We start from the raw sequence: 26,196 nt of genomic DNA on the forward strand, positions 1-26,196 counted from the left end.
GATTTACCTACCTAATTAAACAAATACTGAAATGCTCCGGCCTTGGCACCATTTGCGAATTAACCACCTTGCAAAGAGGCTATTACCCCCACCGACTATCGCATGAACCCCTATTTGGCCCGCTACCTGCCCTACAGTCAGATAGTTCCCACCAAAATAAATATTCCCGAAACCTGATTGGTCCTGATAGTGCGAACCAATTGATTTAATAGCGAAATTTGAAGCGTACTGCGTTGCACCTGCTCGCATTGCAGCACGGAAATTCCCAGTTCCAAAATATACGCTGTCAAAAGTTGAATGTGCGCCTGCGAGCATACCGAAACCAGGAATAAAACTAAGGCCTATCTGGTGCGCCATATTCAGGTACTGGTTGCGCGAAAATACATTTTTGTGTGAATAATAACGACCATCTAATCTACTTAATGACTTATAAGCGCTTTTAAAGAAATTATACCCACTCGGGTCGGTATAACTCATCGGGTTATTTAGCACATAGCTATAACGGCTGTAGTTCTGCAGGTTACCTGGTGCCTGAATAAACGGGTCGGCTTGCATAAAACGGCCTAAGTGCGGGTTGTAGGTGCGCCCGCCCATGTGAATAACCTCAAAGTCATTCACCATATTGTGGCCGGTGTAGCCTTTGCTGGTGCCGGGGTTGCTGTAAGTCGTGAATAAGCTATTGCTGCTTACGCTATACTGCTTACCCCAAGGGTCGTAGCTAAACTGCTGTAATAGGGTTTTGTGCCCCTCCCCGGCATAACTGCTGCTGCGATACAACCTACATTTGTGATAACTGGCAGCATTGTTGCCAAACTCCCAGCAAGCTGTACCCTATGGGTCGTAGCGGCGTATTAAACGACCTACGTTGTCGTAAGTCATGGCTATAACCTGTGCCTTAGTATCAGTTTGTATTAATAGACAAAGCATGACAAAATCCAGAACGCGTAACATTACACTCCTTCGCTAACCGCGATGAGGTGGGAACGGTTACTGGATCTGCCCTGAACGGTTCCGTTTGCTTGGCTGAGGTTGCTCCCAAAATGAATCAAAACCAAGTTAGAATGATTTAAAATCAATTTCTCTTACCCCCTTTTGATTATTTATAGAACCATTTATTTAAAAGTCAGGATTATGCTTTTTAATATTATCAGGCGAAAATAACTGCTCGCAGCAATATTTAAACTCACCTTTTTCTTTATTGAAAAGTAATTCCTTAACATCAAGCTCATAGTTTTCAAATATTTCTTCCAACTTTAAATCCCAAATTGGCTCTTGCATTGGTGCAGTTACATAAACCAATTCATTTCGCAGGAAGCCGCAAGCCCAATGCTGCTTGTATCCTTTGTCACGCTCTCCAAAGGTGCCAACCGATCCTTCAGTAAATGCTACTACGCTACCTTTTTTAAAGATTTCTACATAAGCGGTATCAATATTTTGAGAAATCGTCTCAGACGTTCTGCTTTCAATGAAATTTTTACACTCATTGACATACCTCATACCAACTATAGAGCTATTAGCTGAAGTTGCATTTAAAGAGCACGAAGAGACTAAAAATAAAAACACATTCGCTATTACGAAACTTTTAAAAATCATTGCACTATCCTACCTGTAGTTCCAAACCTACCAATATTTGGGCAGCTTCTGGGTTCACATACAGCAATTCCCACAGAACCGCTACTTAACTGAACTCCCATATATAAAGGGTTGCCACTCTTTTGAACCCATAGCGCATCATTTCCCCCTCCCGCAGTAGCAAAGCTATTGGAAAAGTACATGCCACCACTCGGGTGAGTATGATAACCAATCCAACTAGTAGGAACACTTACGGAGATTCCATCACCTATAATTGGCATTGTGTAATGATACTTCCCTCCATCTTGATATATATTGCCCCCAACTTCTAGACCATACTTTTTAGAAAGTGGGGCTGTAGCATTTAAGACTTCTTTAGCAGCGGCATCCACTGTATCAAAAGAGTGTTTTTTGCTCAGAGTGCCGTTTGCAGCAAGTTTATCAAGTTCACTTTGTAGCGCTTTTCTATTTTCTACAATCGTATTTTCATCATCACCAGAGCCAGCGGTATGTCCAACACTTGCTTTAGTCTCTCCCCAGTCAGCTCTCAATGCAGAAGCAAACGCAGCGGTAAATGCTCCATTAGCAAACTTACTACCCGTAAGCTTGGAAATCGTTCCTCCTATCACGGCAGATACAATTACTTGACTCGGAGCATTTGAATTATATTGCCCGCCAGCAGCACTACCTAACCCAGCCGACCAGAAACCATGTCCAAATTTCCCACCTTGCAAGTCAGAAGAAATCCCTCCAACCGCTCCTGTTGCCGCAAATTTTCCTACGTCATTCCACCCTGAGGCCCCTATTGCCCCAAACGCGGCCCCTGAAATCGCTCCAACTAAAGCCCCCTTCAAAGATCCAGTCGCGACAAAACCACCTGCGGCTCCAGCTATAGCTCCGGTAACAGCTCCTGCTGCTGCACCAGAAAACCCCCAAGCAGCAGCCCATCCACTAGCAGCGCCAGCCGTAAAATAAGTAACCGCAATTGCCGCAATAACTCTCCAGTACTGCTTAACAAAGTTACCTAATTTCTTAAAGAAATACCCACTCGGGTCGGTATAGCTCATGGGGTTATTCAGCACATAGCTATAGCGATTATAGTTTTGTAAATTACCCGGTGCTTGAACAAACGGATCGGCTTGCATAAACCGGCCTAAGTGCGGGTTGTAAGTGCGGCCGTTCATATGAATAACCTCAAAGTCATTCACCATATTGTGGCCGGTATAGCCTTTGCTGGTGCCGGGGTTGCTGTACGTGGTAAACAAGCTATTGGTGCTTACGCTGTACTGCTTACCCCATGGGTCGTAGATAAATTGCTGTAATACTGTAACAGTACCATTAGAATACGTACGTTGCGCACTAAACAAGGCAGAAAACCACCCTTGACAATAAGGCACAAAATTCAAGGCTACACCAACTACAGTCGCCACGCCGTTACTGTTCATAGCTCGGCCGAAAGCCCAACCTGCGGCAGCGCCGCCTAGCACTCCACCAATACCGAAGCCCGCAGACTGGGCGCCACTTCTGCCTAACGCTTTGTCCGCCATTCATTTAAAGAAATACCCACTCGGTTTAAGCTTGATAGGCCCCCTGCCCTTGAGAGTTCTTAAAGTATTAGCTACCTTTCGAACCCTGACTTATCTTATCTATGTATTTAAGGAGATTATTGAATTTGAATCTCATTTGACTTGTCAAAGTAGTACCATTCTCCATGCAACGTATAATATCATTTTTCGAGACTTCGCTCTTGTCACTCAATTTATATATAAAACCTAAATATAAACTTCTAGCTTTCTCATATTTATTTTCTGATTCAAAAAAATTTGGTGTAGACATAGTTTCTAACGCAGTTATGCATTGATTTACTATTTTAAGCTCATCTATGTCGTTCAGAAATTCATTTATGCTTTCAAATCCCCCTAACATTTCGAACGGTTTTGAAAATACAAAACCAGTAAAATCATTGGCGTCTGAATTTTCAACTTTATGTTCCAATTCAATCATCTGAGAATTTAAATATCCAAAGATACACTGCACTTTACCTTGAGGCATAGTAAAAAAACCAAAACCCAGCCGTTCATTAACATTAATCAATTTTAAAAAAACTTTTCCACCCACAAAAGAATGAAGTTGATCATATCCATGGTTTTTTAAGATTTTTTTCGTCGTAGCTGTTAAATGCATATCAATTCCCCCTCAACATAACTCTAACCAAATCAGTATCTGTTGGGCCTATTCTACCGGAACTCAAAAAGCTGCCGTAAGGTGCAGTCATAATATTTGCCCCTTGAGACTGAATTATTCTGTCTAATCGAACTTGCTGAGCATTTAACCTAGCCATTCCAGACTTAACTTCAACAAAAGAAATTGTGCCGTTGGGATAAAGTACAGTTAAGTCGGGAAATCTTAGAGTTTGATCCACTAATAAAGTCACTTGCCCTATAATTACCTCCGCTCCATAAGTCTCTACAAAATATTCTGCGGCCAATATCTCAGAATACTTTCCCTTTACATAATTTATACGAATTTGGGCTGCAGCATCCTCCATATCTCTAATATAGTCTGGAGTTAAATCGTTCAATGCATCTTGCGCTTCTTTACCGAAAGGATAGTTGTCTCCAATCTGATTAAACAAATACTGAAACGCTGCCGTCTGGGCGCCATTGGCAAACTTACCTCCAGAAATTACCGAGGCAGTGCCACCTATAACTGCAGATACCACAGTACCATAAGCGACATCTCCCGCTCCCAGATCACCACCACCAGGCAACCAGGCACCACCAGCACCTTTCGTTACACCTGCACTAAAGAAACCATGGCCAAAATTGCCGCCTTGCAAACTTGCTGTTACTCCGCCCACTATCGCATGAGCCGCTATTTGGCCCGCTACCTGCCCTACAGTCAGATAGTTCCCACCAAAATAAATATTCCCGGAACCTGATTGGTCCTAATAGTGCGAACCAATTGATTTAATAGAGAAATTTGAAGCGTACTGCGTTGCACCTGCTCGCATTGCAGCACGGAAATTCCCAGTTCCAAAATATACGCTGTCAAAAGTTGAATGTGCGCCTGCGAGCATACCGAAACCAGGAATAAAACTAAGGCCTATCTGGTGCGCCATATTCAGGTACTGGTTGCGCGAAAATACATTTTTGTGTGAATAATAACGACCATCTAATCTACTTAATGACTTATAAGCGCTTTTAAAGAAATTATACCCACTCGGGTCGGTATAACTCATCGGGTTATTTAGCACATAGCTATAACGGTTGTAGTTCTGCAGGTTACCCGGTGCCTGAATAAACGGGTCGGCTTGCATAAAACGGCCTAAGTGCGGGTTGTAGGTGCGCCCGCCCATGTGAATAACCTCAAAGTCATTCACCATATTGTGGCCGGTGTAGCCTTTACTGGTGCCGGGGTTGCTGTAAGTAGTAAACAAGCTATTGGTGCTTACGCTGTACTGCTTACCCCAAGGATCGTAGATAAACTGCTGCAATACTGCGCCACTGCCATTAGTGATACTAATGGTCGAGCCCTGATTGTCTTTATGCAGGTACAGCTCGTCATGCACGCCGTTGCTGCGTTTGGTGATAACGGTGTTACCCACATTAAACTTATGCTCTACCACGCCAGATGGCAGCGTTACTCGCTCGTACAGGCCTTCGATATAAAACGCATCGGTAGCTTGGCCGCTTCTAACATCGGTGCGCCGGTAAAGCTGGCGGTCAGTGCCATAAGCAAAGTCTGTGTAATTCGCCCCTTGAGTTACTTTGGATGGTTTATCAAAGGCGGTGTAGACAAAACTGCGCTTGCTGTGGCACAACAATCAGTTTGTGGGGTGCTTTAAGATATATATTACCTAAGTCGTCGCTGAACACTTCATAACCAGCGGCGAGACTAGCAAAGCTCAAACAAAATAAAACGATTAACAAAGCACGACAAAATCCAGAACGCATAGCATTGCACTCCTTCGCTGACCGCGACGAGGTAGGTATAAGTTTGTTATTTAGAAGGAATAAGCTCGATTGAGCCAATTTCACATTGCTTACTAGCAGGATTAAATTCAAGATTCACTTGTGCATTTGCTGCAAAGGCTGTTAGTAGCAACGAATACATCGCATCAGCATTTTTGCTACTAGTCGGAAGCGCAATAAATTTGTCACTAATTAACTCACATGACAGAACTTTGCGGTCAACACTGTCATTCACCGAAATCATGATTTCATCTGAGCTGACTTTTAATGCTTCGGCAAAAGAAATAATCTCCCCTGAGCATACTGGGCCATCACAACCTGCCATTACGCTAAATGACATACCGGCTGTCAATAATGTTAAAAATAAAGTTTTTTTTCATACACCCTCGCTAACTTTAAGTAATCAATATTTCACACAAGATTAATAGCTGAGAATATATATATTGTAAATGAGGGCGGTGAAATATATTTTGAGTCGCTATTAATTTTTTGATTTTGTCCAGCAGCCAAGCATCCGCAATAGAATATTTACTTTTCATCAATAGCCGCACGAGATTGGATTGTATGAGAAAAATAAAAAAGATGTTAAAGTCATTCTAAATGAAATTGGCTCATTAGCAGCGAATAATCATACTCAATAACGCTAGGTATTATAAAACAGCGAGGTTAGCACAATGAATCAGGCAGTCACTTTTAATAAACCGCTGCCCGAGCATTATAGTTTAAGCGGCTATAAGAAGCATTTTACTGACTTTCACGACTGGCTTGTTCGCAGCTTTTCTTCGCAACCGGTGACTAGCCTCGTTAAGGCTAAAGCCAGCTTTATTGACAGTGTGTTAGTGCAGCTGTGGCATAAGTTAGAGCTGCATAAAGGCAAGCAACTCAGCCTGATTGCCGTTGGCGGTTATGGCCGCGGCGAACTGCATCCTTGCTCGGACATTGATCTACTGATTTTAGCCCAAGGCGCCCTCACCGACAGTCAGCAAGAAGCCATTAGCCAGTTTATTGCCCTGTTATGGGATTTGCGCTTAGAGGTCGGCCACAGCGTACGAACCTTGGATGAAACGCTCAATTTAGGTAAAGACGACATTACCATCGCCACTAACCTACTTGAGATGCGCTTACTCACCGGTAATGCTTCGTTATTTGAACAGCTGCAACAAGATGTGTATGCCGATGATTTTTGGACTAGCCAAGATTTTTTTCAAGCTAAGCGCCATGAGCAACAACAACGCCATGCCCAATACCATGGCACTGCCTATAACTTAGAGCCTAACTTAAAAGCTAACCCCGGCGGTTTGCGCGATATTCAAACCATTGGCTGGGTGGCTAAGCGCCACTTTCAAACCCGCACTATGCGCGAGCTAGTGGCTTATCACTATCTAACTGAAGATGAATATCAAGAGTTAATGGAGTGCGAGGCCTATTTATGGCAAATGCGCTTTGCCCTGCATGTAGAAGCTGGCCGCAACGAGAACCGGATTTTATTTGATTACCAACCCGCTGTAGCGCAGCGTCTTGGCTTTGGTGCTGATGGCAAAGCCTCGGTAGAGCGGATGATGAAGCGGTTTTTTCGCACCGTGCAGCGGGTTAGCGAACTGAACGAAATGTTACTGCAGCATTTTGATGGCAGTATCTTAAACCCCGACGCTAAAGTAAAAGTACAGCCATTAGATGATTACTTTGAGCTGCAAGGGCATTTAATTGCCGCACGCGATAATGCTATTTTTGCCCGTCGAGATAATTTACTGCGCTTATTTTGGCATATTGCCAATAATTCTAATATTACCGGCATACACTCCGCTACCATGCGCTTAATCCGTCAAGTTAGACGTCGCTTAATGGGCGACTTGCAAGATTATGAAGGCTGCCGGCAGTTATTTTTATCCATAGTGCGCCATCCGCGCGGCATGGACAATGCCATTACCTTAATGCATCGTTATGGCGTATTGGCCGCTTATTTACCGCAATGGCGCAATATTGTTGGCCAAATGCAATTTGATTTATTTCATGCTTATACTGTGGATGAACACACCCACCGCTTATTAAAAAATCTGTATAAATATACCCTGACCGAGCATGAAAATGAATTTCCGCTCTGTAGCGACATTGTGCGCCGGATGGAAAAACCTGAATTATTATATTTAGCCGGCATATTTCACGATATTGCTAAAGGCCGTGGCGGTGACCATTCTGAACTGGGCGCTATGGATGCGCGAGAATTTGCCAAGCTACACCAGCTAAGCGATTTTGATAGTAAATTAATTGTCTGGTTAGTTGAAAATCACTTATTAATGTCCATTACCGCCCAGCGTCGTGATATATATGATCCAGCAGTGGTCACTGAATTTGCCGAAAAAATTCGTGATGAAACGCGTTTAAATTATTTATACTGCTTTACCTTAGCCGACATTCGCGCCACCAATGATAATTTATGGAATGATTGGAAAAACTCATTATTACGTGAGCTGTTTCTCGCGACCCAAAAAGCGTTTCGCCGCGGCTTAGAAAAGCCGATGGATTTACGTGATTTAATTCGTGAAAATCAAGCCGGTGCTATGCCAATGCTGTTAAAACAAAAATTTAACGAAGCTGAGGTATTACAGCTATGGGCCAGAATAAAAGCCGACTATTTTGCTCGTTATAGTCCCAGCCAAATTGCTTGGCATTGTGAACATATTTTACGCCATAAAAACCCACAGCAACCGTTAGTAATACTAAGTAAAACGCCTATTCGCGGCGGTAGTCATGTTTTTATTTATACTAAAGATCAGCCAAAACTGTTTGCTCGCATGGTCGCAGCGTTAGACAGTAAAAAAGTTAATATTTTTGATGCCCAAATTATGACCAACAAAGATGGCTTTGCTATGGATACCTTTGTTATTTTAGAGCAAAACGGCAAGCCGGTGAATTCGCCATCGCGCCAGCAAAGTATTAAGCGGGCACTAGAGTTATATATTCAAGACAAACCTGATTTATCGCGGCAAAAAAATCGTTTATCACGAAGAATGCAACAATTTAATGTGCCGCCAAAAGTGGCATTTATGCCCGGCAACACTAGCAAGCGCACTATGATGGAATTAGCGGCATTAGATACCCCAGGCTTACTGGCCAATATTGGTGAAGTATTTCAGCGCTGCAATATTAATATTCATGCTGCAAAAATTACCACTATAGGTGAGCGCGCTGAAGACTTTTTTATGCTATCTAATAGTGACGAACAGGCGCTTAGTTTCGAGCAGCAACAAGCGTTAAAATCAGCATTAATCGAACAACTTTCCCAGCAATCAGAAGGCTTTTAAACCACCATGTTAGAATTAAAAAAATTAATTGAACAGGCGTTTGAACAACGTGCCGATATCACGCCACATACGGTTACTGCGGAAGTAAAACAGGCCGTAACTAACGTCATTAAACTGCTAGATAACGGTAGTTTGCGCGTAGCGGAAAAAATTACTGGCGAATGGGTGGTGCATCAGTGGTTAAAAAAAGCCGTGCTGTTATCTTTTCGCATTAATGACAATACCGTTATGGACGGTGCTGAAAACCGTTTCTATGACAAAGTGCCGATGAAGTATGCCAACTATAGTGCCGAGCAGTTTCGCCAAGATGCGGTGCGTGTAGTACCACCTGCTGCCGTGCGCCAAGGCAGCTTTATTGGTAAAAACGTGGTGCTAATGCCGTCTTATGTCAATATTGGCGCTTATGTTGATGAAGGCACTATGGTCGATACTTGGGCAACGGTTGGCAGCTGTGCGCAAATTGGTAAGAATGTGCACCTATCTGGCGGCGTGGGTATCGGTGGTGTTTTAGAGCCACTTCAAGCTAACCCTACCATTATTGAAGACGATTGCTTTATTGGTGCTCGTTCAGAAGTAGTTGAAGGCGTTATTGTTGAGCAAGGCGCGGTACTGTCGATGGGGGTTTATATTAGCCAAAGTACCCGAATTTATGATCGAGAAACCGGTACTATTAGTTATGGCCGAGTGCCTGCAGGTGCAGTGGTAGTGCCGGGCAGTATTCCAAGCAAAGATGGTAGCCACAGCTTATATGCCGCTATTATTGTTAAACGGGTTGATGCCCAAACTCGCGCTAAAGTAGGTGTTAACGCTTTATTGCGCGCTATTGAGCAAGAGTAATAGGCAAAGCAAACGGGCGAGTTAACCTAAGCATTACGCTTTTAACCGCCCGCAGAGACTAATAAGTTAAATCCCCCAACTCTAGCCCTAGCTATAAATGGTTAGCTAATAAACAGCATAACAATAAATAAAATTATACCCGCACCGCCCATTACACCGTACTCAAGTCGCTTTTCAAAGCGTTTCTCTGTGTCGGCTTGTGCAGGTACAAGTGCAGCTGAAACACAAAACGTCAGCCCCATTACTAACAACAGTACAGTTACGCCAAATACTAGCGCACTAACTAACATGGCCATATCTCACCCTTTTCTCTAAAATATTACTGAGCAATATCACATGCTTCAGCATAATTAAACAGCGGCTATTCTAGCATAAAACTTTGACCTAAACGCCAGTGCTAACAGCAAACAAATGCAATTTATGCCGGCCAATTATATTCTGTTACCAAAAATAGGCTAACGATCACAGTTTTTTCTAGCCCAGATCTTTATACTACGCTTTATACTTAACTTGTTATCAAAGCCAATATTAATACTTTTACGGCAATGTGAGGCGCTAATGTACTACTTTTTCCGTGGCCTAAGCTTAATCCATACTAAAGGATTAAAACGTTTTGTATTGGTGCCATTATCTATTAATTTAGTCTTATTCTCATTGGCGTTTTATGTGCTGTTACAACAACTAAATGGCTTTATTAGTGCGGTGCAACAATACTTACCTAGTTGGCTAAGTTGGTTAGAATATTTACTAATTCCATTAGGCGTGATGTCGCTAGTGATTGGCTTAGCGTTTAGTTTTACCTTAGTTGCAAATTGGATAGCCGCCCCTTTTAATGGCTTATTAAGTGAAAAAGTTGAAGCCTATTTAACCGGTCAACCGATTGGCAACATGGATACTGCGGCCTTTATTAAAGATATCCCGCGCTTATTAAGCCGGGAATGGCAAAAGCTAATTTATGCCATACCGCGGGCAATTATATTTTTGATCCTGTTTTTTATATTACCTGTAGGTGGACAAATTTTATGGTTTTTATTTACCAGTTGGTTGTTAGCTATTCAGTATTGTGACTACCCTTTTGATAACCATAAAATTCCCTTTCATACTATGCGCAATCAGTTAAGACAACGCTGGCCAGATAGCTTTAGTTTTGGTATTACCGTTGCTATAGGCTGTATGATCCCGCTATTTAATTTGTTTGTTATGCCAATAGCGATTTGTGGGGCAACGGCAATGTGGGTGGATAAATTTGCACTGCAAAATGACCCGGCAGAGCAACTACCGGGCCAATCACATTATCGAAAATTAGATAAGTATTGCTAAGAAAAGTTAATGGCTAAAATGCTCGGTTAACCAAGGTAGCGCTAAAAGCTCTGGCTCTAAGGTTTCAATTGCATCAATACGCAACATAGGGGCTATTTCTGTCCCTTGCAGCTCTGCCAGTAACTCATTAAATTGCTCGCCGGCACCACAAAAATTATCATAACTGCTATCGCCTAAGGCAATCACGGCGTAGCGCTTATTGGTTAATAGTGGAAACTGATCTTTAAGCTGTAAATAAAATGGAAACACATTATCTGGAATATCGCCTTCTCCTGTGGTAGAGCTAATCACTAACCAAATATCGGCTGCGAAAGCTAATACTGCATCTAAGCTGGCATCTTCAAATAACTGGCAATCATAATTAAGCTCACCCAAGGTGCTGATTGCTTGTTCTGCTACATACTGCGCACCACCATAAACAGTGCCGACTATTACTGCGATTTTTGCCATTTGGCCTCCATAAAATTCTGTTTAAAAACATTGTCTACAAAACATTAACTAAAATGCTCGGTAAACTGCTGCTGATAATATTGCTCCGCTATCGGCCAACCAAACTGCTGAAATAAGGGTTCAAGCTCGTTAAGACCGGCACTAAACAGCAAAGTTTCACCACTGACTGGATGCGGTATCTGTAACTGTTTAGCGATTAACATTAGCCTTCGACAATTAAAGTGCTGCAAAAACAACTTATTATGCTTGCCATCACCGTGACTGGTATCACCTACTATTGGATGGCGCAAATGGGCTAAATGCCGACGCAGCTGATGCTTACGCCCTGTTAAGGGTTGTAGCGCCAGCAACGAATAGCGCGCCGCAGGATACCGGCTTACGGGTATGGCTAATTCAATTTGTTGTAGGGGCTGATAGCGCGTAATGGCTTGTTGTGGTGCTTTGTCATCACGGCTAAATTTATCGGCAATTTTGTCTTGTTGCTCTTTTAACGCATAATCTAACTCGCCACCTTCGGGCATATAACCGCGCACTACGGCTAAATAATATTTACGCCATAACTGCTGCTGTTGTTGCTCTGATAATATCCGCGCAATGTCGCTTGATAACCCAAACACTAACACACCTGATGTTGGTCGGTCTAAGCGATGTACCGGAAAGACATGCTGGCCAATTTGATCGCGCAAGGTTTGCATAGCAAACACGGTTTCGTGTTTATCTAAAAAGGAGCGATGCACTAACATGCCACTAGGCTTATCTATCACCACTAAATACTCATCTTGATACAAGATGGTTAATGGCGTTTTTATGTCATTCGACTCGCTGCTTGGTGTTAGCTCAGCGTCATTCATGCCACACCAGATAAACTGTTGTCGATACGCTTAATAATACTTAATAAAGGTTGCGCAGTAGCCCCTTGGCTTTTAAATGCTTCTTCAGCCATTGGGTGGACACTGACCTTATTAGGTAAGGCCGCTTGGGCAGCGATTAAGGCTTGCATACGCGGGATAAAAATATATTGCAGCCAATTTTCTAGTGGCATAGTGTCGCAACAAAAAGGTGTCGTGCTATTCATGGCCGTAGCATCTGGCGGTGATGCACTCCATAAATTAATAAGTTTCAATTCGATTTCTAGCTCTGCTAATAACAATTCAATCTGACTATTCATAACGGCCTATTTATATCGCCCTGATGGTTTAGCGCTAGTTTAGCATAAGCCGCCGCCATCGCTAGACTTGTAAAAGCAACAAAACAACAGCATGATCAAGACTTAATTGCAGGAGAAAGCAATGGGTCCAGTAATATTATTGTTGGTGTTAACCGGTATTTGTTATGGTTTTTGGCTACAGCGTAAGCAAGATGAACGAGCTAATTTATTAGCTAAACAGTTATGTCAGCAGCAAGAGCTGCAGTTATTAGATTGCGCCCGTAATGGCCATAGCATTCGTAAGCACAATGGCAGCATTCGCTGGCTTACCAGTTATCAAGTTGATTTTAGTGGTGATGGTGAAAGCCGTTACCAAGCAGAATTAATTTTATCTGGCATGCGTTTAGCAGCGTTTGAATTACCGGCTTATCGGGTATAGATAATAGTGTTGAGTGCTGAGTGCTGAGTGTTTAGTGTTGAGTGTTGAGTGTTTAGTGTGGGCTAACTAAGATGAATTATTGAGGAACGGTTTTACCCTAAACTAACCATTGCAGCCCCGGATGGGCGGAAAGTGGGTAAACCGATCCGTATGTACACTTGAGTGTTTAGTGTTAAATTTTAAGTGCTTAGCGCAGGTTGTTTTGGTCTAAACATTAAATATCCACTTACATTATCAAAGCTGAGTTCTTCAACATTTTGGTAATGATTATCGGTAAAGAGTGATTTATATTTATCCAAGGTAACAAAAACGCCTACGCCAGCTGAGTCGGGGCTTTTATCCACGATTGAATTAACGGCATGTAATAAATAATGGCCTAAGCCTAATGCTTGATGCTTAGGTGACACGGCTAAAAATGCCAACATATGGTATTGCTCTACCGGCATAGCGGAATGAATGGTTTGTTCTTTTTCTAATAATTGCTTGGTAGAAACATAACCTGCGGTAAGTAACATTTTAAGTCGCCAATGCCACAAGCGCTCACCATTATCTGTATTAGGCTCTGTAAGGCAAGCAACACCCAATAATTGCTGCTGATTAAATAAACCTATCATTGGCTGCTGGGCGTGCCAAAAAGTAGTTAATTCTTCACGAATGGCGGCACGCAAACGTAGTTCATAATCCGACTCATGCGCCCGAAAAATTTTCATAAACAACGGATCATCATAATAAGATAAATACAACAAAGAGCCGGCAGATTTTACATCTTCAGCACTTAACATAGCAGCACTTAACATAGCAGCACTTATATTATCTAGCGTTAGCGGGTTTACATCCGAGGTCATAACCGTCCTTGATTGGCAACTTTAAGTGTATTGACCTTAGCAGTAAGCTTAAATATTGCCAAGTTAAGCTAAGATAAATAAAACTCTACTATGCTTATACTTTGCGTAAACTATGCTCAAACTTTGTTTAAAGTTATGGCAATTGTTTGGTCATTATTCTGGAGTGTTAACATGCAAACCGAAATCCACCGTATGAGCAGCTTATTTGCACAATTAGGTTTAGATTCTGAGCCTGAAGCAATAGAAGATTTTATCGCCAATCATAAGTTAGCGGCTGATGTTGCCATTCAAGATGCGCCGTATTGGCAACCTAGCCAAGCAAAATTTTTACGTAACTCATTACAAGAAGACGCTGAGTGGTGTGAAATTATTGACGAACTTAGCATCCAACTGCGCTAAGCATTTCTATATTTAGATATAAGCAGTTAGATATAGTCGAGCCTAGTTGATGCAAGTTGCGCTTAATTGCTGCCGCTTAATTTACTAAATGACAGTCGCGCATGACATACACTGTTAGGTATAGCATGCGCAGCATAGTATTAAACTAATAATAATACTGAATTAATAATTGTACTGAACTAATAACTGCTACAAAAGTAGATAATGACGCCTAGCTTTATAGATATTGATACGCTTTATCGCCCCAGCCAACTAACTTATTTTGTTTGAAAATAACCGGCGTACATTCGTCTTTTGTTGTTTTACCGTCACTTTTTATATGATGAGTGCGATAAAATAACACCTGTACTGCGGTACCATTTTGATCAAACGACTCACTAAAATCAGGTGCGCCCATTAGGCTGCGAATAGTATCAATAGACATATCTAGTTCAAATTTATTAACTTGTTCTTGATTGTAACGCTGAGTTTTTTGCCAATTGCTTTTACTATCACTTTCACTTGCATCATCAAATTTATGCTTGCCACCAACAGCCACTACACACCCTGACAAGGTTACAGCTAAGGTTACTGCAACAAAAGTTTTTGCTAACATAATGATTATCCTGTTTTAATTATTAATTGTTCAGCCTTTAGGGCTTAATGTATGCCGCTTGTGTTCTTTAACAAGGTAACTTTACAAAGACAGCAAAGCCTATGCCAAATATTTATTAATTTAAAAACAATAACTTAAAAATTAAACGCTACTGTTATTTTACTAACAGTGGTAAATTTCACTACTTGTTAGTCAAACAGGCAATAACAATGACAGATTCGGTAACATTGCTGCAACAGGTTGCTGCACAGTTGCAGCAAGAAGGGAAAACACCCAGCTTAGCCTTATTTAGGGCGCGTTTAGCCGGGCAGATTAGCGCGCCTCAGCTTTTTAGTGCTTATCAGCATTGGCGGGCAAACCCAATTTTCGCTTCAGGTTCTGCGTTAAACAAAAAGCAAAACACCGCCCCTACTGAGCAAGCCAGTTCAGAGCTGGCTGATAATGATATTGTTACAAGTATTGCCACAAGATTAGCGCGTATAGAAGCTAAACTAGATCAGATCCTGACAAAATTGGAACAGCCGTAATGTATGTAGCTGAATTAGAGTTTAGCGTTATTGCTAATACTGATTTTAATCAAGCAGAAGTCGCCATTCGCAACTACATAGAAGCCTTAATTTTTAATGGCCAAGTGTTAGGTCGCGAGTTTCCTACCGCTTGGTTGCAAGAAAGCTTTAGCTGTCGGGTGGTGCTACCGCATCAGGATGCATTACAGCCTAAGCAACATAGTGCCAAAGCTACTGCCGCATTAAATCACTTAGGTGCAGCCGGATTAGCTTTTCCGCAACTAAATATAGTGGGCATGGATCTGATGTCTCAGCATACCGATCCTTGTTCTGCACCCGCTAGTTATATTGTGTATAGCCGATTTAGTGATACGTGCTCGCCCGTTCGTTGTGGTGAACATTTGGCTCCTATACCGCTGTATCAGTTAAGTAATACCGCCACAGATTTTGAAATGCTGATCCGCTGGCAACTGCAATATCAAGCTTTAGACGAAATACAAATGCAACAACACCGAGTGCTAAACAAAAGCGCTGAACGCAGTTTACAGCAATTACATAGCCAACTTAACCGCCAAGGTAGGCAATTAGCCAAGCAACTAGAGCTGGCTAATCAAGTTCCGGTTTACTACGCCCTTTATAGTGGCACTAGCCCTGACTGTGCTAACGAAGCTGACAAACGCTGTCCTAGTTGCCAGGGTAATTGGCGCCTTACTGAGCCGGTAGCAGAGCTGTTTGATTTTCAATGTCAGCGCTGTCGTTTAGTCAGTAATATTGCGTGGGATTGTCAAAGCCCCTCATAAGCGCAGGGCTGTATTTGGCTAATAAACTGGGCTAAATTTGCCGCCAGCTTTTCACTGACATCTTGGCCTACTCGCTCTAGATAAACTTCGCCAGTACTGTTTAATATGCTCAACATGATATCGTCATCTTCAGTGGTTGCAAAAAACACTGTTTCTGGCTGCTTTAAGCGCCGTTTCATTAAAATATGGCCAATAATATTTTGTTGCAGCCGATTTAGATCATCGGCATTCCATACCATTAATAAGGCTAACTTGCCCCGCTGATGCTCTGCGGCTAAACCTGCGCCATAATAATGTTGATAAAAAGTGATAATATCAGGATGCAAAGTTAGCTCTAGTGCTTGCTCAACGTTAGAAAAGTCTGCAGTTGGCTGCTGTAAAGCCGGTTGCCATTGCACGCTACCATCGACAATATCACCGACTTGGCACGGCGATGGACTCGCAGGATCAACCCAGGTGGTTAATGTGAGTTGTTGCTGTTGATGCCACAGCAGTGACTGTTGAATAAAATCTGAGTAAATGTGGCTTAAGGTCACACGATTTTCCGTCATGGTTTATGATAAACTTAAGCCATTGTAACCCTAACCTGTAAGTGATGACAAAAGCAGATATGAGTAATGATCCCTCAGAGATACTGGCCAGTTTAAGTTTAGGTAAAGCCACTGACTATATTGACCAATATGATGCCAGCTTATTGCAGGGTGTACCACGCAGTATGGGCCGCAAAGCAATAGGTTTAAACAGCACGGACTTACCTTTTGTTGGTCATGATACTTGGCATGGTTATGAATTGTCATGGCTTAATCATAAAGGCAAACCTCAGGTTGCCCTAGCCACTTTTACAGTCCCCTTTGACTCAGTTAACTTAATTGAGTCAAAGTCGTTTAAGCTGTATTTAAATAGTTTTAATCAAAGTCGATTTGCAGATTTAGGCCAAGTATATCAACACTTACAACGTGATTTATCGGCTTGTGCCGGTGCTGCAGTTGCGGTTAATTTGCATAATGTCAATGAAATTACCACGTTTCAACCGACTTGGATCCCTGGGCATTGCCTTGATGATCAAGACATTGCAATAGATCAATATCAGTATGATGCCAGCTTGCTGCATACCCAGAAAGATGCAGATATTGTTGCCGAAAAACTGCACTCTCATTTATTAAAATCAAATTGTTTAATTACCTCGCAACCCGATTGGGCCAGTATTTATATAGATTATCGCGGTGTACAAATTGATCACGAATCATTACTACGCTATTTAATTAGCTTTCGTAATCATAACGAATTCCATGAGCAATGCGTTGAGCGAATCTTTCTTGATATTTGGAGCCGTTGCCAGCCGCAGTATTTAGCCGTTTATGCCCGCTATACTCGTCGTGGCGGCTTAGATATTAATCCTTGGCGTTGTAGTGAACAACGTAGCCCACCTGCTATACGCTTAAGCAGGCAGTAATTATCGCTTTTATTCCGATAATCGATATACTCAATTTATTAGGCTAATGAATAGCTGGTTTAGGGAATCATTTTGCACAACGATCGCCAACAACTTGATAAGGCAATAAAAGCACGTAAGTTGTTAGAAGACACTTACGAAGCGCAATTTAAAATACTTGCCCAGTTTGTGTCACGTTTGTCTTTAGCCTGTAAAGGGGTTGATGTTGAACTGGATAATAGGCTAGCAAAGCTACGCAGCGAATTAAATCGCGGTACCGATTTAGAAAAATTAATCCCCTTTATAGAATCAACCAGTACCTGTTTACAGCAACTTGAATCTAAACATCAGCTTGAATTACAAAAAGCGCAACAAGGTATCGCTACAGCGGGTAAATATTTACAATTACAAAAAGGTTTACCCGATCAATTACGCCGTGATTTACGATCGTTATTAGTCAGCGTTGAACAACCTTCTGCTACGGTACATGCTTTTTTACCGCATTTAACCAAGCTATCTGAGTTGTATCAATCAGCATTACAAACTAAAGCCAGTATCGATCAAAACCAGACAAGCGATACTCGCTATACTGAGATTTGCCGAAAAATTAGTAACGAGTTAACCAATTTATTAAGTGAACTGGCTTTTGCCGAAGAGTCTGCCATTGAAATTGATGGCATTCGTAGCAGCTTATTAGGTGAGTTATCAATTGAAGCTTTATTACAAGCTTGCCTTAAAACCATTAATATCATTATTCAGAGCATTAATAATGAACGACAATTGTCAGAGCACTTTTTATTAAAATTAAATGATACTTTAGCCACAGTGCAACAGGCTGTTATTGCTTCAGTTTCTAGCTCTAGTGCACTGCAGTCGCAATTAATAAGTTTTAATCAACAAATCAGTTTACAGATTAGCAATTTATCAAAGAGTAGCCGTAGCGCTACCTCGTTAGAGCAACTTAAATTGTTAGTGGCCGACAAGCTAACCACTATTTCTTTATCGCTAGAGCAACAGCAGCAGTTAGAGTTGGATCATCGGCAAAATATGCTGCAAACGCTAACCGGCATGACCCAGCGCTTACATGAGTTAGAGCAAGATGCTGTTATCTTTAAACAACGTATTGCTGAACAAAACTTTCGCAGTTTACAAGATTCTTTAACGCAAATACCTAATCGCGCTGCCTTTGACGAGCGCTACCAATTTGAATTAAAGCGGGCTAAGCGCTATAACAGCCCATTGTGTGTGGTGATTGCCGATGTTGATCATTTTAAAAGTATTAATGATAATTATGGCCATAACGCCGGCGATAAAACGTTAAAAGTGATTGCAAAGGCGTTAAAAAACACCCTGCGTGAAACCGACTTTATTGCCCGCTATGGCGGTGAAGAGTTTATATTTTTATTTCCAAAAACGGCACTAAAAGATTTAGAGAAACCGCTTAATACCCTGCGGGATAAAATAGCCAATATTCCGTTTAAATTTAAAAATGTTAAAGTGCCCATTACTATCTCATTCGGCGCTACTCAACTTATTAGCACTGATACTCAGCGAAGTGCCGTTGACCGCGCCGATAAAGCATTATATGAAGCTAAGCATACTGGTCGTAATCAAGTCGTTCTAAAACTAGCATCAGAAAATGTAACCGACTAAGTTTATACAAGGAACAGCCATGCACGTGCAGCTAAACCCATTAGGTTCCATGGATTTATTATCTCAATTAGAAGTTGATAAATTAAAGCAAAATACCGAGCAAGCGACGTTTCAACTATTTCGTAATTGTTGCTTAGCGGTACTTAACGTCGGTAGCCATACTGACAGCTCAACAGAAATTTATGAGCAATACCAAGATTTTAGAGTTAATTTACTCAGTCGTGAACGCGGCATTAAAATTGAGTTATTTAATCCGCCAGCAGATGCCTTTGTTGATGGCAATATTATTAAGGGTATTCATGAGCACCTGTTTGCTGTGCTACGCGATATCTTATTTTACCATTCTCGATTACAAAACCAAAAAAGCTGGCTCGACTTAAGCAATAGTAGCCACGTTACGCATGCCGTGTTTGATATTATGCGTAATGCTAGGGTGATAGACGCCACTAATGAGCCAAATTTAATTGTTTGTTGGGGCGGCCATTCCATTAGTGATATCGAGTATAAATACACTAAAGAAGTCGGTTATCAGCTTGGTTTACGGGGTTTAGATATTTGTACCGGTTGTGGCCCAGGAGCTATGAAAGGCCCAATGAAAGGTGCCACTATTGGCCATAATAAACAGCGTATTCGTAATGGCCGTTATTTAGGTATAACCGAGCCCAGTATTATCGCGGCAGAGCCACCTAACCCTATTGTTAATCAGCTGGTTATTCTACCTGATATCGAAAAACGCTTAGAAGCTTTTGTTCGAACAGCTCACGGTATTATTATTTTTCCAGGTGGTGCCGGTACGGCAGAAGAGTTGTTATATTTATTAGGTATTATGCTGCATCCAGATAATGCTCAGCAGCAGTTACCGATTATATTAACTGGACCTAAACAAAGTGAAGCTTATTTTAATCACTTAGCTAGTTTTGTAGAGCAAACCTTAGGCTCAGAAGCATTGGCACTTTTTGATATTATTATTGACGATCCTATTGCCGTGGCGCGAAAACTAAAAGCTGCGAATAAAGCGGTACGTGATTATCGACTTGAAGTGGGTGATGCATATCATTTTAATTGGACCTTAAAAATAGATGCTGATTTTCAACAACCATTTTTACCCACTCACGCCAATATAGCCACGTTAGACTTACACTTGGAGCAGCCAAAAGCCAGTTTAGCCGCGAATTTACGCCGAGCATTTTCTGCTGTCGTTGCTGGCAACGTTAAAGAAGAAGGCATTAAAGCTATTCGTGACCAAGGGCCTTTTATCATTAGTGGTGAGCCTAAATTAATGCAGCTAATGGATACCTTGCTGCAAGCTTTTGTCGAACAAGGTCGGATGAAATTACCGGGCAGCACTTATACCCCTTGCTATCGAGTGATTAAATAAATGGCGCATTTGTTATTGATAGATGCGATGAACTTGATCCGACGCATCTACGCGGTACAAGAGAGACCGTATTTACCGTTAGCAAATGAAGTTGCCGCCACCACTAAAGCGCAAATTATTACTAATACCGAGCAAACGCTTCGTCAGTCATTGTTAAAATTGCAGCATGAGCTTAAACCAAGCCATGCTGCATTAGTTTTTGATGGTGAAAACAGCTATTGGCGGCGGCAGTTATTTGCCGATTACAAAGCCAACCGTAAACCGATGCCGACTATGCTGGCCGATGCGCTGCCGGCTTTACAACAGGTCGCTAAACAGCTGGGATTTCATTCATTACAACAACAAGACTATGAAGCAGATGATATTATTGCCTCTATTGCCACTCGCATGGCCCAGCACCAACAACAAGTGACGATTGTTTCTACCGATAAAGGCTTTTTGCCGCTGATGTCAGAACAGATCCATGTTTATGATCATTTTAATCGCCAGTTCAATAGTAGCGATACCGTACAAGAAAAGTTTGGTGTGCCACCGGAGCAATTAGTACGCTACTGGAGCTTAGTGGGCGATAACACCAATAATATACCCGGTGTACCAGGCATAGGCCCGAAAACGGCCCTGGAATTACTGGCGTTAGCCGACACCCTGGGCCAAGCTATAAAGCATGAACAATGCCATAAAAAAACCAGCGAGAAGATTTTGCAACATAAAGACGACATCCAAATATTTATGCAAATATTAAGTTTAAAGACCGATGTCGAACTTGGCGTAAATTTACAGGAGCTTCGTCTTGAACCCAGCACGGCCTAGTCAATACAACCTACTGCATTATTTTGCCAGTACCAAAGCAAAACTGCTGTTGTTTTGTCTTGTCGGCGTGGGCAGCTACTTACTGCTAACCTTGGCCGTGGTGTTTTTTTATCAAGATAATACCGAGCAAATGAATTGGGCTGATCGCGAAGCCTTTAATGCTAAAATTATCGCCACCTATAAACCGCATACAGGCTTGAGCCAAACTGACATTTTGCAAAGATTAGGTAGCCCTGATATTACCGAAGCAATAAAAACCAACGCAGATATTTATCAAGTGTTGTACTTTCGTACCCATAGAAATAATCCGGACGGTATTACCACCGCTGATGAATGCACCGCTCTATTATTAAAAAATCGTCAGCTAATTGCTATTGGCACAGATGCTGTCAGCCAATTTAACGCTATAAAATCCAGTTTAACCCAATAAATCAGTATGGCCGCTAATCCGCTTACGCCATGGCAACTTTATACTCAGCTGTATCAACAACAGTTAGCCAGCCTTAAAGCAACTGAGTCCAAAGCACAGCTTTATCAATTTAGTCAGCAATTAACCGCAAGCCGCTTAGCGTTAATTGAGCAACCGGTATCGGTTTTAAAGTATAAACCCGCTTTAACGCCCGCTCTGGTAAGAATCGAAATACTATATATTTGCTGCCTAAATTATCAATGGCCAATTGCAATAACTTCTTTATTGCTTAGTAGCAGTTTTTGCAGCAGCCTACACGCAGACGTGTTAGCTCAAGCTGACCACTCGGTAGCTAAACTGACTAAATACCCGGCACTGGCTTGTGCCAAAAACCAGCCGCAAAATTTGCCCCATAATATTTTGGCTATTCTTAGCCACTGTTATGCCACTCAGAGGCGCTTAGCTTATAGCCGACAACTGTCGTTAAGTAACTTATTAACGTTAGCAGAACAACTGACTGCATCTAAATCAGCAGCAGTAACGACAACAGAGGCTTCAGCAGTAACCTTTGACAGCCTAAGCCAGCAAATGGCCTTACTTATCATGCATAGTGGCTGTGAGCTTGAATTAAAGCTATTAACGGTATTAGCAAAGAACATTAGTCAGCCTGTCGCGCCGTCCGCGCTGGCGAGCACAACAATTAGCTTATTATCTAATGACTCCATGGTTGCTCAGTTGCCTTTAGATGACTACGCGCAGCTAGAAAGTTATATCAGTCAGCATCCGGTCATGGCTACTCACGTTATGCAACGCGCGTCACAGCTTAACCGACAACGACAACATATAAGCCAAGTCAAATTAGCCATTTCATTGCTAGGCATAAATGCTTTGCCGCTATTATTAGCCCGTGCCGAAGTGCAGCAACAATTAGCCGATCTCAACCTACCCAACCATACATTATTGCAACAGTTTACCCAGTGTTTTGCTAGCGCATTATTGCTATTGCTACCCGGCGAACTCACTGAAGATAAAGCCCAACTCATCGCGCTTTGTCTAAGTGCACCTTTATGGCTTAGCCCGCATAATTATTTACAGCCTATAGTCAATATAATCCGCTTAAACCCTGCACAGTCGCACCTAAACTTACCTTTAACCACTTTAATGGCTGATGATAAATACTTAAGTCATGTCCAGTTACTGTTGAATCGTTATCAGTTAGGTGATTGGCAACATGCGGCGACAGAACTGATATCTTACCTGCAACGTAAACCAACGAAGCTGAGTTATCTGAGTTTAGGTTTATTAACGGCTTGGCAAGGCGCAAAAACGACTATGGCTTCAGCTCCATCTGCACAGGCTAATGCTAGCGCGCCTTTACAGCAGCTTTTATTACGCTTACAGCAACAGGCTGCAGCAAACTTTAGCTATCAAGCCGATGAACTGTGTCAGCTAATTGCTAGCAAAACTCACTGCTATTGTCCGCTACAGCTAGATTTGTAGTTATAGCGCTATTCACCTTGTTTATAGGCACTATAAGCCGCAGCTAAGCTGAGTAAGCCATAGCTAACTGGCGCATTCATGCAAAAAATGCTATATTCAGCGCCGTTCTCAGAGGCCCATCAGAGGCACTCTCTTGCATATAAAAGCTAAGGATCCCCCATGAGTAATCAGACAATTACTGTCATCAAAGGTGATGGCATTGGCCCGAGTATTGTTGAAGCCGCAATTCAAGTATTAGATAAAGTTGGCTGTAACTTTACTTATGAATATGTTGATGCTGGCTTAACAGCATTAGAAAAAACCGGTGAGCTATTACCGCAAGCTACTATAGATGCGATTGCTCGCAATAAAATCACTTTAAAGGGTCCTTTAACCACACCTGTAGGTGATGGTTTTACCTCGATTAACGTTACTCTGCGTAAACAATTCAGCCTGTACTCTAACGTACGGCCAGTTATTTCGTTTAAAGGTACTAAAGCGCGTTATGAGAATATTGATATTATCACTATTCGTGAAAATACCGAGGGCATGTATTCTGGCCATGGCCAAGTCGTATCTGCAGATGGCATGGTCGCAGAAGCATCTAGCGTTATTACGCGCGATGGCGCCGAGCGTATAGCGGTATTCGCCTTTGAAACTGCTCGTCGTGAAAAGCGTAAAAAAGTGACTATCGTACACAAAGCTAATATTCTTAAATCAACTTCAGGCTTATTCTTAAAAACGGCGCGTGAAGTCGCGAGCCGCTATCCTGATATTGAAAGCCAAGAAATGATTGTTGATAATACCTGTATGCAGCTGGTAATGAACCCACAACAGTTTGATGTCATTGTTACTACCAATTTATTTGGTGATATTATATCTGACTTATGTGCCGGTTTAGTTGGTGGTTTAGGTATGGCGCCAGGCGCTAACATTGGTACTGACTGTGCCATTTTTGAAGCCGTACACGGCAGTGCGCCAGATATTGCCGGTAAAAACTTAGCCAACCCAAGCTCGGTTATCTTAGCCTCGATTCAAATGCTAGATTATTTAGGCGAACACGAAAAGTCATTGAAAATTCGTACTGCATTAGCTGATGTTATTGCAACGGGTGATCGGACTACGCGTGACTTAGGTGGTAATTATGGTACCACTGACTTTACCGCCGCGATGTTAGAGCGCTTATAATCGTTCAGACGGGTTAAAAGTAGTAAACTAAAAAAGGCGCTGATGCGCCTTTTTATTTGGTCTAGCAATATTTTGGAGCAACAATGTCAGCAACCCAAGCAAATAACCCACTACACGGCGTAACCTTAGAGCAAGTCGTTACTGCTTTAGTCGACCATTATGGCTGGCCTGTATTAGCGCAAAAAATAGATATAAACTGCTTTCAAATTGATCCGTCTATAAAAAGCAGTTTAAAGTTTCTGCGCCGCACGCCTTGGGCTAGAGACAAAGTTGAACAACTGTATATTGTGACTAAACTGCGCAGTTAAGCAGCTTAGTTAGTTATTAACTTAGTAGCTTAGTAAATCAGTAGCTTAGTAGCTAACGGTTAGCCTTTTTCTGCTAACGGTTGGCTATAGGCTAATTCCATATCCCATGGCAGTTGGATCCAGGTATCTTGTTCAATATCAGTTATATACTTGTCCACTAACGGTTTACCCTGTGGCTTAGCATAGATAGTGACAAAATAAGCTTTAGGAAACAAACTACGCAATACTTTTGCCGTTTCACCGGTATCAACTAAGTCATCCACCACTAATAGCTTTTCACTATCTTCGATACTGGCTTGTTTTAAAACCTGTAAGCTACCTTGCTGATTATATTCATAACTGGCGACACAAATACTATCGACCAGCCGAATATTTAATTCACGCGCTAAAATAGCAGCAGGCACTAAGCCACCACGACTTACGGCTAAAATTCCGGTATAGCCACCCTCTAATAACTGATGGGCTAACTCTTTTGTAGCACGATGAAATGCTTCCCAAGAGACATAAAACTGCTTATTTTTAGATAAAGACATATTAATTCTCGTCTGTTTAGGCGGCTATAACTAGATTAGTAGTATCGCTAAGTTAGATACAGCCAAGCGCCACTTCGACCATTTCATTAAAACTGGTTTGACGCAATTCAGCACTTAAGGCTTCACCAGTACGGATATGATCACTCACAGTAAATATAGCTAAAGCATTAATACCGTATTCGGCAGCCACACCGTATAAACCCGCCGCTTCCATTTCTACGGCTAACACACCATATTTTTCTAACTTATCAAACACGGTTGGGTCCGGGTTATAAAATAAATCGGCCGTAAACACATTGCCCACTTTAACATCGATATCTTTGGCTCGCGCTGCGGCTACTGCTTTTTCTAATAAGCTATAGCTAGCAATGGCAGCAAAATCCATACCGCCTAAACGGTTGCGGTTAACATTGGAATCAGTACTTGCACCCATACCAATAACCACATCTCGTACCTTAACTGATAACGGTAAACCACCGCATGAGCCAATACGAATAATGTTTTTTACACCGTAAAACTTTGCTAATTCAGTGGCATATAACGACATTGATGGAATGCCCATGCCCGAGCCTAATACACTGACTGGTTTGCCCTGATAAGTGCCGGTATAACCAAACATATTGCGCACGGTATTAACGCAAACCACATCGCTTAAAAACGTTTCAGCGATATGCTTAGCCCGCAGTGGATCACCGGGCATTAGTACAGTTTCAGCAAAAGCGCCTTCAGCGGCATTAATATGCGGAGTAGCCATAAAATTCTCTTATTAGTTATTCAAGTTCTGGTTAATTAATTCTGGTATTCACTATCTGTTTATTGG

The 26,196-nt window shown here is 42.0% G+C and carries 31 protein-coding genes; 15 read left to right on the top strand and 16 right to left on the bottom strand.

Features of this window, described 5'->3' with window-relative positions; translation table 11 throughout:
- Window positions 1–15 precede the first annotated feature (15 nt).
- The 7 genes from BI198_RS14160 to BI198_RS14190 form a co-directional block, all read right to left on the bottom strand.
- Window positions 16–777, bottom strand: coding sequence for an RHS repeat-associated core domain-containing protein (locus BI198_RS14160; protein ID WP_074467424.1), 762 nt, complete (start codon window positions 775–777; stop codon window positions 16–18).
- 339 nt (window positions 778–1,116) lie between these two features.
- Window positions 1,117–1,593 (bottom strand): hypothetical protein, encoded by a 477-nt coding sequence (locus BI198_RS14165; RefSeq protein ID WP_070050137.1) that lies wholly within the window; start codon window positions 1,591–1,593, stop codon window positions 1,117–1,119.
- On the bottom strand, window positions 1,590–3,017 hold the full coding sequence (locus BI198_RS14170; protein ID WP_158007096.1) for an RHS repeat-associated core domain-containing protein: 1,428 nt from the start codon (window positions 3,015–3,017) through the stop codon (window positions 1,590–1,592). Before BI198_RS14170 ends, BI198_RS14165 begins: the two co-directional genes overlap by 4 nt.
- 169 nt (window positions 3,018–3,186) lie before the next feature.
- The gene (locus BI198_RS14175) at window positions 3,187–3,756 is read right to left on the bottom strand and encodes a hypothetical protein (RefSeq protein ID WP_070050139.1); all 570 of its coding nucleotides are present in this window, start codon (window positions 3,754–3,756) and stop codon (window positions 3,187–3,189) included.
- Window position 3,757: 1 nt separating this feature from the next.
- Entirely contained in the window at window positions 3,758–4,432 is a 675-nt protein-coding gene (locus BI198_RS14180; RefSeq protein ID WP_070050140.1) for a hypothetical protein, read from the bottom strand.
- 87 nt (window positions 4,433–4,519) lie between these two features.
- Window positions 4,520–5,398, bottom strand: coding sequence for an RHS repeat domain-containing protein (locus BI198_RS14185; protein ID WP_083256636.1), 879 nt, complete (start codon window positions 5,396–5,398; stop codon window positions 4,520–4,522).
- A gap of 176 nt (window positions 5,399–5,574) precedes the next feature.
- Window positions 5,575–5,886: a hypothetical protein gene (locus BI198_RS14190; RefSeq protein ID WP_070050142.1), complete on the bottom strand. Its 312-nt coding sequence runs from the start codon at window positions 5,884–5,886 to the stop codon at window positions 5,575–5,577.
- Between the two features lie 334 nt (window positions 5,887–6,220).
- On the opposite strand from BI198_RS14190, the gene glnD reads away from it, so the two are divergent.
- On the top strand, window positions 6,221–8,848 hold the full coding sequence (gene glnD / locus BI198_RS14195; RefSeq protein ID WP_070050143.1) for a bifunctional uridylyltransferase/uridylyl-removing protein GlnD: 2,628 nt from the start codon (window positions 6,221–6,223) through the stop codon (window positions 8,846–8,848).
- Window positions 8,849–8,854: 6 nt separating this feature from the next.
- Window positions 8,855–9,685, top strand: coding sequence for a 2,3,4,5-tetrahydropyridine-2,6-dicarboxylate N-succinyltransferase (gene dapD / locus BI198_RS14200; RefSeq protein ID WP_070050144.1), 831 nt, complete (start codon window positions 8,855–8,857; stop codon window positions 9,683–9,685).
- Between the two features lie 101 nt (window positions 9,686–9,786).
- On the opposite strand, the gene BI198_RS14205 is transcribed toward dapD, so the two are convergent.
- A complete protein-coding gene (locus BI198_RS14205; protein WP_070050145.1) occupies window positions 9,787–9,981 on the bottom strand; it encodes a hypothetical protein in 195 nt (64 codons plus the stop codon).
- A 262-nt stretch (window positions 9,982–10,243) separates the two neighbouring features.
- Between BI198_RS14205 and cysZ the strand changes: the two genes are divergently transcribed.
- Window positions 10,244–11,005: a sulfate transporter CysZ gene (gene cysZ, locus BI198_RS14210; RefSeq protein WP_070050146.1), complete on the top strand. Its 762-nt coding sequence runs from the start codon at window positions 10,244–10,246 to the stop codon at window positions 11,003–11,005.
- Between the two features lie 6 nt (window positions 11,006–11,011).
- On the opposite strand, the gene BI198_RS14215 is transcribed toward cysZ, so the two are convergent.
- From BI198_RS14215 to BI198_RS14225, 3 genes are read right to left on the bottom strand one after another with little or no spacing between them, the layout of a single operon-like run.
- Window positions 11,012–11,455, bottom strand: a complete 444-nt coding sequence (locus tag BI198_RS14215; RefSeq protein WP_070050147.1) for a flavodoxin — start codon at window positions 11,453–11,455, stop codon at window positions 11,012–11,014.
- Between the two features lie 44 nt (window positions 11,456–11,499).
- Window positions 11,500–12,306: a tRNA pseudouridine(65) synthase TruC gene (truC, locus tag BI198_RS14220; protein WP_070050148.1), complete on the bottom strand. Its 807-nt coding sequence runs from the start codon at window positions 12,304–12,306 to the stop codon at window positions 11,500–11,502.
- Entirely contained in the window at window positions 12,303–12,623 is a 321-nt protein-coding gene (locus BI198_RS14225) for a YqcC family protein (RefSeq protein ID WP_070050149.1), read from the bottom strand. Before BI198_RS14225 ends, truC begins: the two co-directional genes overlap by 4 nt.
- A gap of 121 nt (window positions 12,624–12,744) precedes the next feature.
- On the opposite strand from BI198_RS14225, the gene BI198_RS14230 reads away from it, so the two are divergent.
- Complete coding sequence (locus BI198_RS14230) at window positions 12,745–13,041, top strand: DUF3301 domain-containing protein (protein WP_070050150.1); 297 nt, start codon at window positions 12,745–12,747, stop codon at window positions 13,039–13,041.
- Between the two features lie 179 nt (window positions 13,042–13,220).
- Here the strand turns inward: BI198_RS14230 and BI198_RS14235 are convergent, their stop codons facing one another.
- Entirely contained in the window at window positions 13,221–13,886 is a 666-nt protein-coding gene (locus BI198_RS14235; RefSeq protein WP_070050151.1) for a GNAT family N-acetyltransferase, read from the bottom strand.
- A gap of 171 nt (window positions 13,887–14,057) precedes the next feature.
- Here BI198_RS14235 and BI198_RS14240 point away from each other — a divergent pair, with 171 nt between their 5' ends.
- Window positions 14,058–14,285, top strand: coding sequence for a DUF2789 domain-containing protein (locus BI198_RS14240; protein ID WP_070050152.1), 228 nt, complete (start codon window positions 14,058–14,060; stop codon window positions 14,283–14,285).
- Window positions 14,286–14,502: 217 nt separating this feature from the next.
- Here BI198_RS14240 and BI198_RS14245 read toward each other — a convergent pair whose 3' ends face one another.
- Window positions 14,503–14,880 carry a DUF3192 domain-containing protein gene (locus tag BI198_RS14245; protein WP_070050153.1) on the bottom strand — a complete coding sequence of 126 codons (378 nt, stop codon included), beginning with the start codon at window positions 14,878–14,880 and terminating at the stop codon, window positions 14,503–14,505.
- 209 nt (window positions 14,881–15,089) lie between these two features.
- Between BI198_RS14245 and BI198_RS14250 the strand changes: the two genes are divergently transcribed.
- Together BI198_RS14250 and BI198_RS14255 are read left to right on the top strand one after the other, a co-directional pair.
- On the top strand, window positions 15,090–15,407 hold the full coding sequence (locus tag BI198_RS14250; RefSeq protein ID WP_070050154.1) for a hypothetical protein: 318 nt from the start codon (window positions 15,090–15,092) through the stop codon (window positions 15,405–15,407).
- On the top strand, window positions 15,407–16,186 hold the full coding sequence (locus tag BI198_RS14255; protein WP_070050155.1) for a DUF2310 family Zn-ribbon-containing protein: 780 nt from the start codon (window positions 15,407–15,409) through the stop codon (window positions 16,184–16,186). Before BI198_RS14250 ends, BI198_RS14255 begins: the two co-directional genes overlap by 1 nt.
- On the opposite strand, the gene syd is transcribed toward BI198_RS14255, so the two are convergent.
- The gene (gene syd / locus BI198_RS14260; RefSeq protein ID WP_201243513.1) at window positions 16,171–16,737 is read right to left on the bottom strand and encodes a SecY-interacting protein; all 567 of its coding nucleotides are present in this window, start codon (window positions 16,735–16,737) and stop codon (window positions 16,171–16,173) included. The two genes, BI198_RS14255 and syd, sit on opposite strands and share 16 nt — an antisense overlap.
- Window positions 16,738–16,796: 59 nt before the next feature.
- On the opposite strand from syd, the gene queF reads away from it, so the two are divergent.
- The 8 genes from queF (at window position 16,797) to BI198_RS14300 (ending at window position 24,843) form a co-directional block, all read left to right on the top strand.
- A complete protein-coding gene (gene queF / locus BI198_RS14265; RefSeq protein WP_070050156.1) occupies window positions 16,797–17,639 on the top strand; it encodes an NADPH-dependent 7-cyano-7-deazaguanine reductase QueF in 843 nt (280 codons plus the stop codon).
- A gap of 72 nt (window positions 17,640–17,711) precedes the next feature.
- Window positions 17,712–19,271 carry a GGDEF domain-containing protein gene (locus BI198_RS14270; protein WP_235605349.1) on the top strand — a complete coding sequence of 520 codons (1,560 nt, stop codon included), beginning with the start codon at window positions 17,712–17,714 and terminating at the stop codon, window positions 19,269–19,271.
- Window positions 19,272–19,290: 19 nt separating this feature from the next.
- A complete protein-coding gene (ppnN, locus tag BI198_RS14275; protein ID WP_070050158.1) occupies window positions 19,291–20,649 on the top strand; it encodes a nucleotide 5'-monophosphate nucleosidase PpnN in 1,359 nt (452 codons plus the stop codon).
- The gene (gene xni, locus BI198_RS14280) at window positions 20,650–21,459 is read left to right on the top strand and encodes a flap endonuclease Xni (RefSeq protein ID WP_070050159.1); all 810 of its coding nucleotides are present in this window, start codon (window positions 20,650–20,652) and stop codon (window positions 21,457–21,459) included.
- Window positions 21,440–21,889 carry a DUF3192 domain-containing protein gene (locus BI198_RS14285; RefSeq protein WP_235605350.1) on the top strand — a complete coding sequence of 150 codons (450 nt, stop codon included), beginning with the start codon at window positions 21,440–21,442 and terminating at the stop codon, window positions 21,887–21,889. Before xni ends, BI198_RS14285 begins: the two co-directional genes overlap by 20 nt.
- Before the next feature lie 6 nt (window positions 21,890–21,895).
- Window positions 21,896–23,368, top strand: coding sequence for a hypothetical protein (locus BI198_RS14290; RefSeq protein ID WP_070050160.1), 1,473 nt, complete (start codon window positions 21,896–21,898; stop codon window positions 23,366–23,368).
- A gap of 159 nt (window positions 23,369–23,527) precedes the next feature.
- Window positions 23,528–24,535, top strand: a complete 1,008-nt coding sequence (locus BI198_RS14295) for an isocitrate dehydrogenase (protein WP_070050161.1) — start codon at window positions 23,528–23,530, stop codon at window positions 24,533–24,535.
- 83 nt (window positions 24,536–24,618) lie between these two features.
- Window positions 24,619–24,843 (top strand): VF530 family protein, encoded by a 225-nt coding sequence (locus BI198_RS14300; protein ID WP_070050162.1) that lies wholly within the window; start codon window positions 24,619–24,621, stop codon window positions 24,841–24,843.
- A 59-nt stretch (window positions 24,844–24,902) separates the two neighbouring features.
- Here the strand turns inward: BI198_RS14300 and gpt are convergent, their stop codons facing one another.
- Both gpt and deoD read right to left on the bottom strand, forming a co-directional pair.
- The gene (gene gpt / locus BI198_RS14305; protein WP_070050163.1) at window positions 24,903–25,376 is read right to left on the bottom strand and encodes a xanthine phosphoribosyltransferase; all 474 of its coding nucleotides are present in this window, start codon (window positions 25,374–25,376) and stop codon (window positions 24,903–24,905) included.
- A 52-nt stretch (window positions 25,377–25,428) separates the two neighbouring features.
- Complete coding sequence (gene deoD / locus BI198_RS14310) at window positions 25,429–26,130, bottom strand: purine-nucleoside phosphorylase (RefSeq protein WP_070050164.1); 702 nt, start codon at window positions 26,128–26,130, stop codon at window positions 25,429–25,431.
- Window positions 26,131–26,196 lie beyond the last annotated feature (66 nt).

The organism is Rheinheimera salexigens (genome assembly GCF_001752395.1).
Taxonomy (GTDB): Bacteria; Pseudomonadota; Gammaproteobacteria; order Enterobacterales; family Alteromonadaceae; genus Alishewanella; species Alishewanella salexigens.

Coding starts and splice junctions, on each gene's coding strand:
- queF (WP_070050156.1), top strand. CDS start 16,797: ATGAGTAATGATCCCTCAGAGATACTGGCCAGTTTAAGTTTAGGTAAA.
- glnD (WP_070050143.1), top strand. CDS start 6,221: ATGAATCAGGCAGTCACTTTTAATAAACCGCTGCCCGAGCATTATAGT.
- BI198_RS14175 (WP_070050139.1), bottom strand. CDS start 3,756: ATGCATTTAACAGCTACGACGAAAAAAATCTTAAAAAACCATGGATAT.
- BI198_RS14190 (WP_070050142.1), bottom strand. CDS start 5,886: ATGTCATTTAGCGTAATGGCAGGTTGTGATGGCCCAGTATGCTCAGGG.
- deoD (WP_070050164.1), bottom strand. CDS start 26,130: ATGGCTACTCCGCATATTAATGCCGCTGAAGGCGCTTTTGCTGAAACT.
- BI198_RS14250 (WP_070050154.1), top strand. CDS start 15,090: ATGACAGATTCGGTAACATTGCTGCAACAGGTTGCTGCACAGTTGCAG.
- BI198_RS14165 (WP_070050137.1), bottom strand. CDS start 1,593: ATGATTTTTAAAAGTTTCGTAATAGCGAATGTGTTTTTATTTTTAGTC.
- cysZ (WP_070050146.1), top strand. CDS start 10,244: ATGTACTACTTTTTCCGTGGCCTAAGCTTAATCCATACTAAAGGATTA.
- syd (WP_201243513.1), bottom strand. CDS start 16,737: ATGACGGAAAATCGTGTGACCTTAAGCCACATTTACTCAGATTTTATT.
- truC (WP_070050148.1), bottom strand. CDS start 12,306: ATGAATGACGCTGAGCTAACACCAAGCAGCGAGTCGAATGACATAAAA.
- ppnN (WP_070050158.1), top strand. CDS start 19,291: ATGCACGTGCAGCTAAACCCATTAGGTTCCATGGATTTATTATCTCAA.
- BI198_RS14295 (WP_070050161.1), top strand. CDS start 23,528: ATGAGTAATCAGACAATTACTGTCATCAAAGGTGATGGCATTGGCCCG.
- BI198_RS14240 (WP_070050152.1), top strand. CDS start 14,058: ATGCAAACCGAAATCCACCGTATGAGCAGCTTATTTGCACAATTAGGT.
- BI198_RS14215 (WP_070050147.1), bottom strand. CDS start 11,455: ATGGCAAAAATCGCAGTAATAGTCGGCACTGTTTATGGTGGTGCGCAG.
- BI198_RS14230 (WP_070050150.1), top strand. CDS start 12,745: ATGGGTCCAGTAATATTATTGTTGGTGTTAACCGGTATTTGTTATGGT.
- BI198_RS14300 (WP_070050162.1), top strand. CDS start 24,619: ATGTCAGCAACCCAAGCAAATAACCCACTACACGGCGTAACCTTAGAG.
- BI198_RS14235 (WP_070050151.1), bottom strand. CDS start 13,886: ATGACCTCGGATGTAAACCCGCTAACGCTAGATAATATAAGTGCTGCT.
- BI198_RS14225 (WP_070050149.1), bottom strand. CDS start 12,623: ATGAATAGTCAGATTGAATTGTTATTAGCAGAGCTAGAAATCGAATTG.
- gpt (WP_070050163.1), bottom strand. CDS start 25,376: ATGTCTTTATCTAAAAATAAGCAGTTTTATGTCTCTTGGGAAGCATTT.
- xni (WP_070050159.1), top strand. CDS start 20,650: ATGGCGCATTTGTTATTGATAGATGCGATGAACTTGATCCGACGCATC.
- BI198_RS14290 (WP_070050160.1), top strand. CDS start 21,896: ATGGCCGCTAATCCGCTTACGCCATGGCAACTTTATACTCAGCTGTAT.
- BI198_RS14245 (WP_070050153.1), bottom strand. CDS start 14,880: ATGTTAGCAAAAACTTTTGTTGCAGTAACCTTAGCTGTAACCTTGTCA.
- BI198_RS14205 (WP_070050145.1), bottom strand. CDS start 9,981: ATGGCCATGTTAGTTAGTGCGCTAGTATTTGGCGTAACTGTACTGTTG.
- BI198_RS14255 (WP_070050155.1), top strand. CDS start 15,407: ATGTATGTAGCTGAATTAGAGTTTAGCGTTATTGCTAATACTGATTTT.
- BI198_RS14170 (WP_158007096.1), bottom strand. CDS start 3,017: ATGAACAGTAACGGCGTGGCGACTGTAGTTGGTGTAGCCTTGAATTTT.
- dapD (WP_070050144.1), top strand. CDS start 8,855: ATGTTAGAATTAAAAAAATTAATTGAACAGGCGTTTGAACAACGTGCC.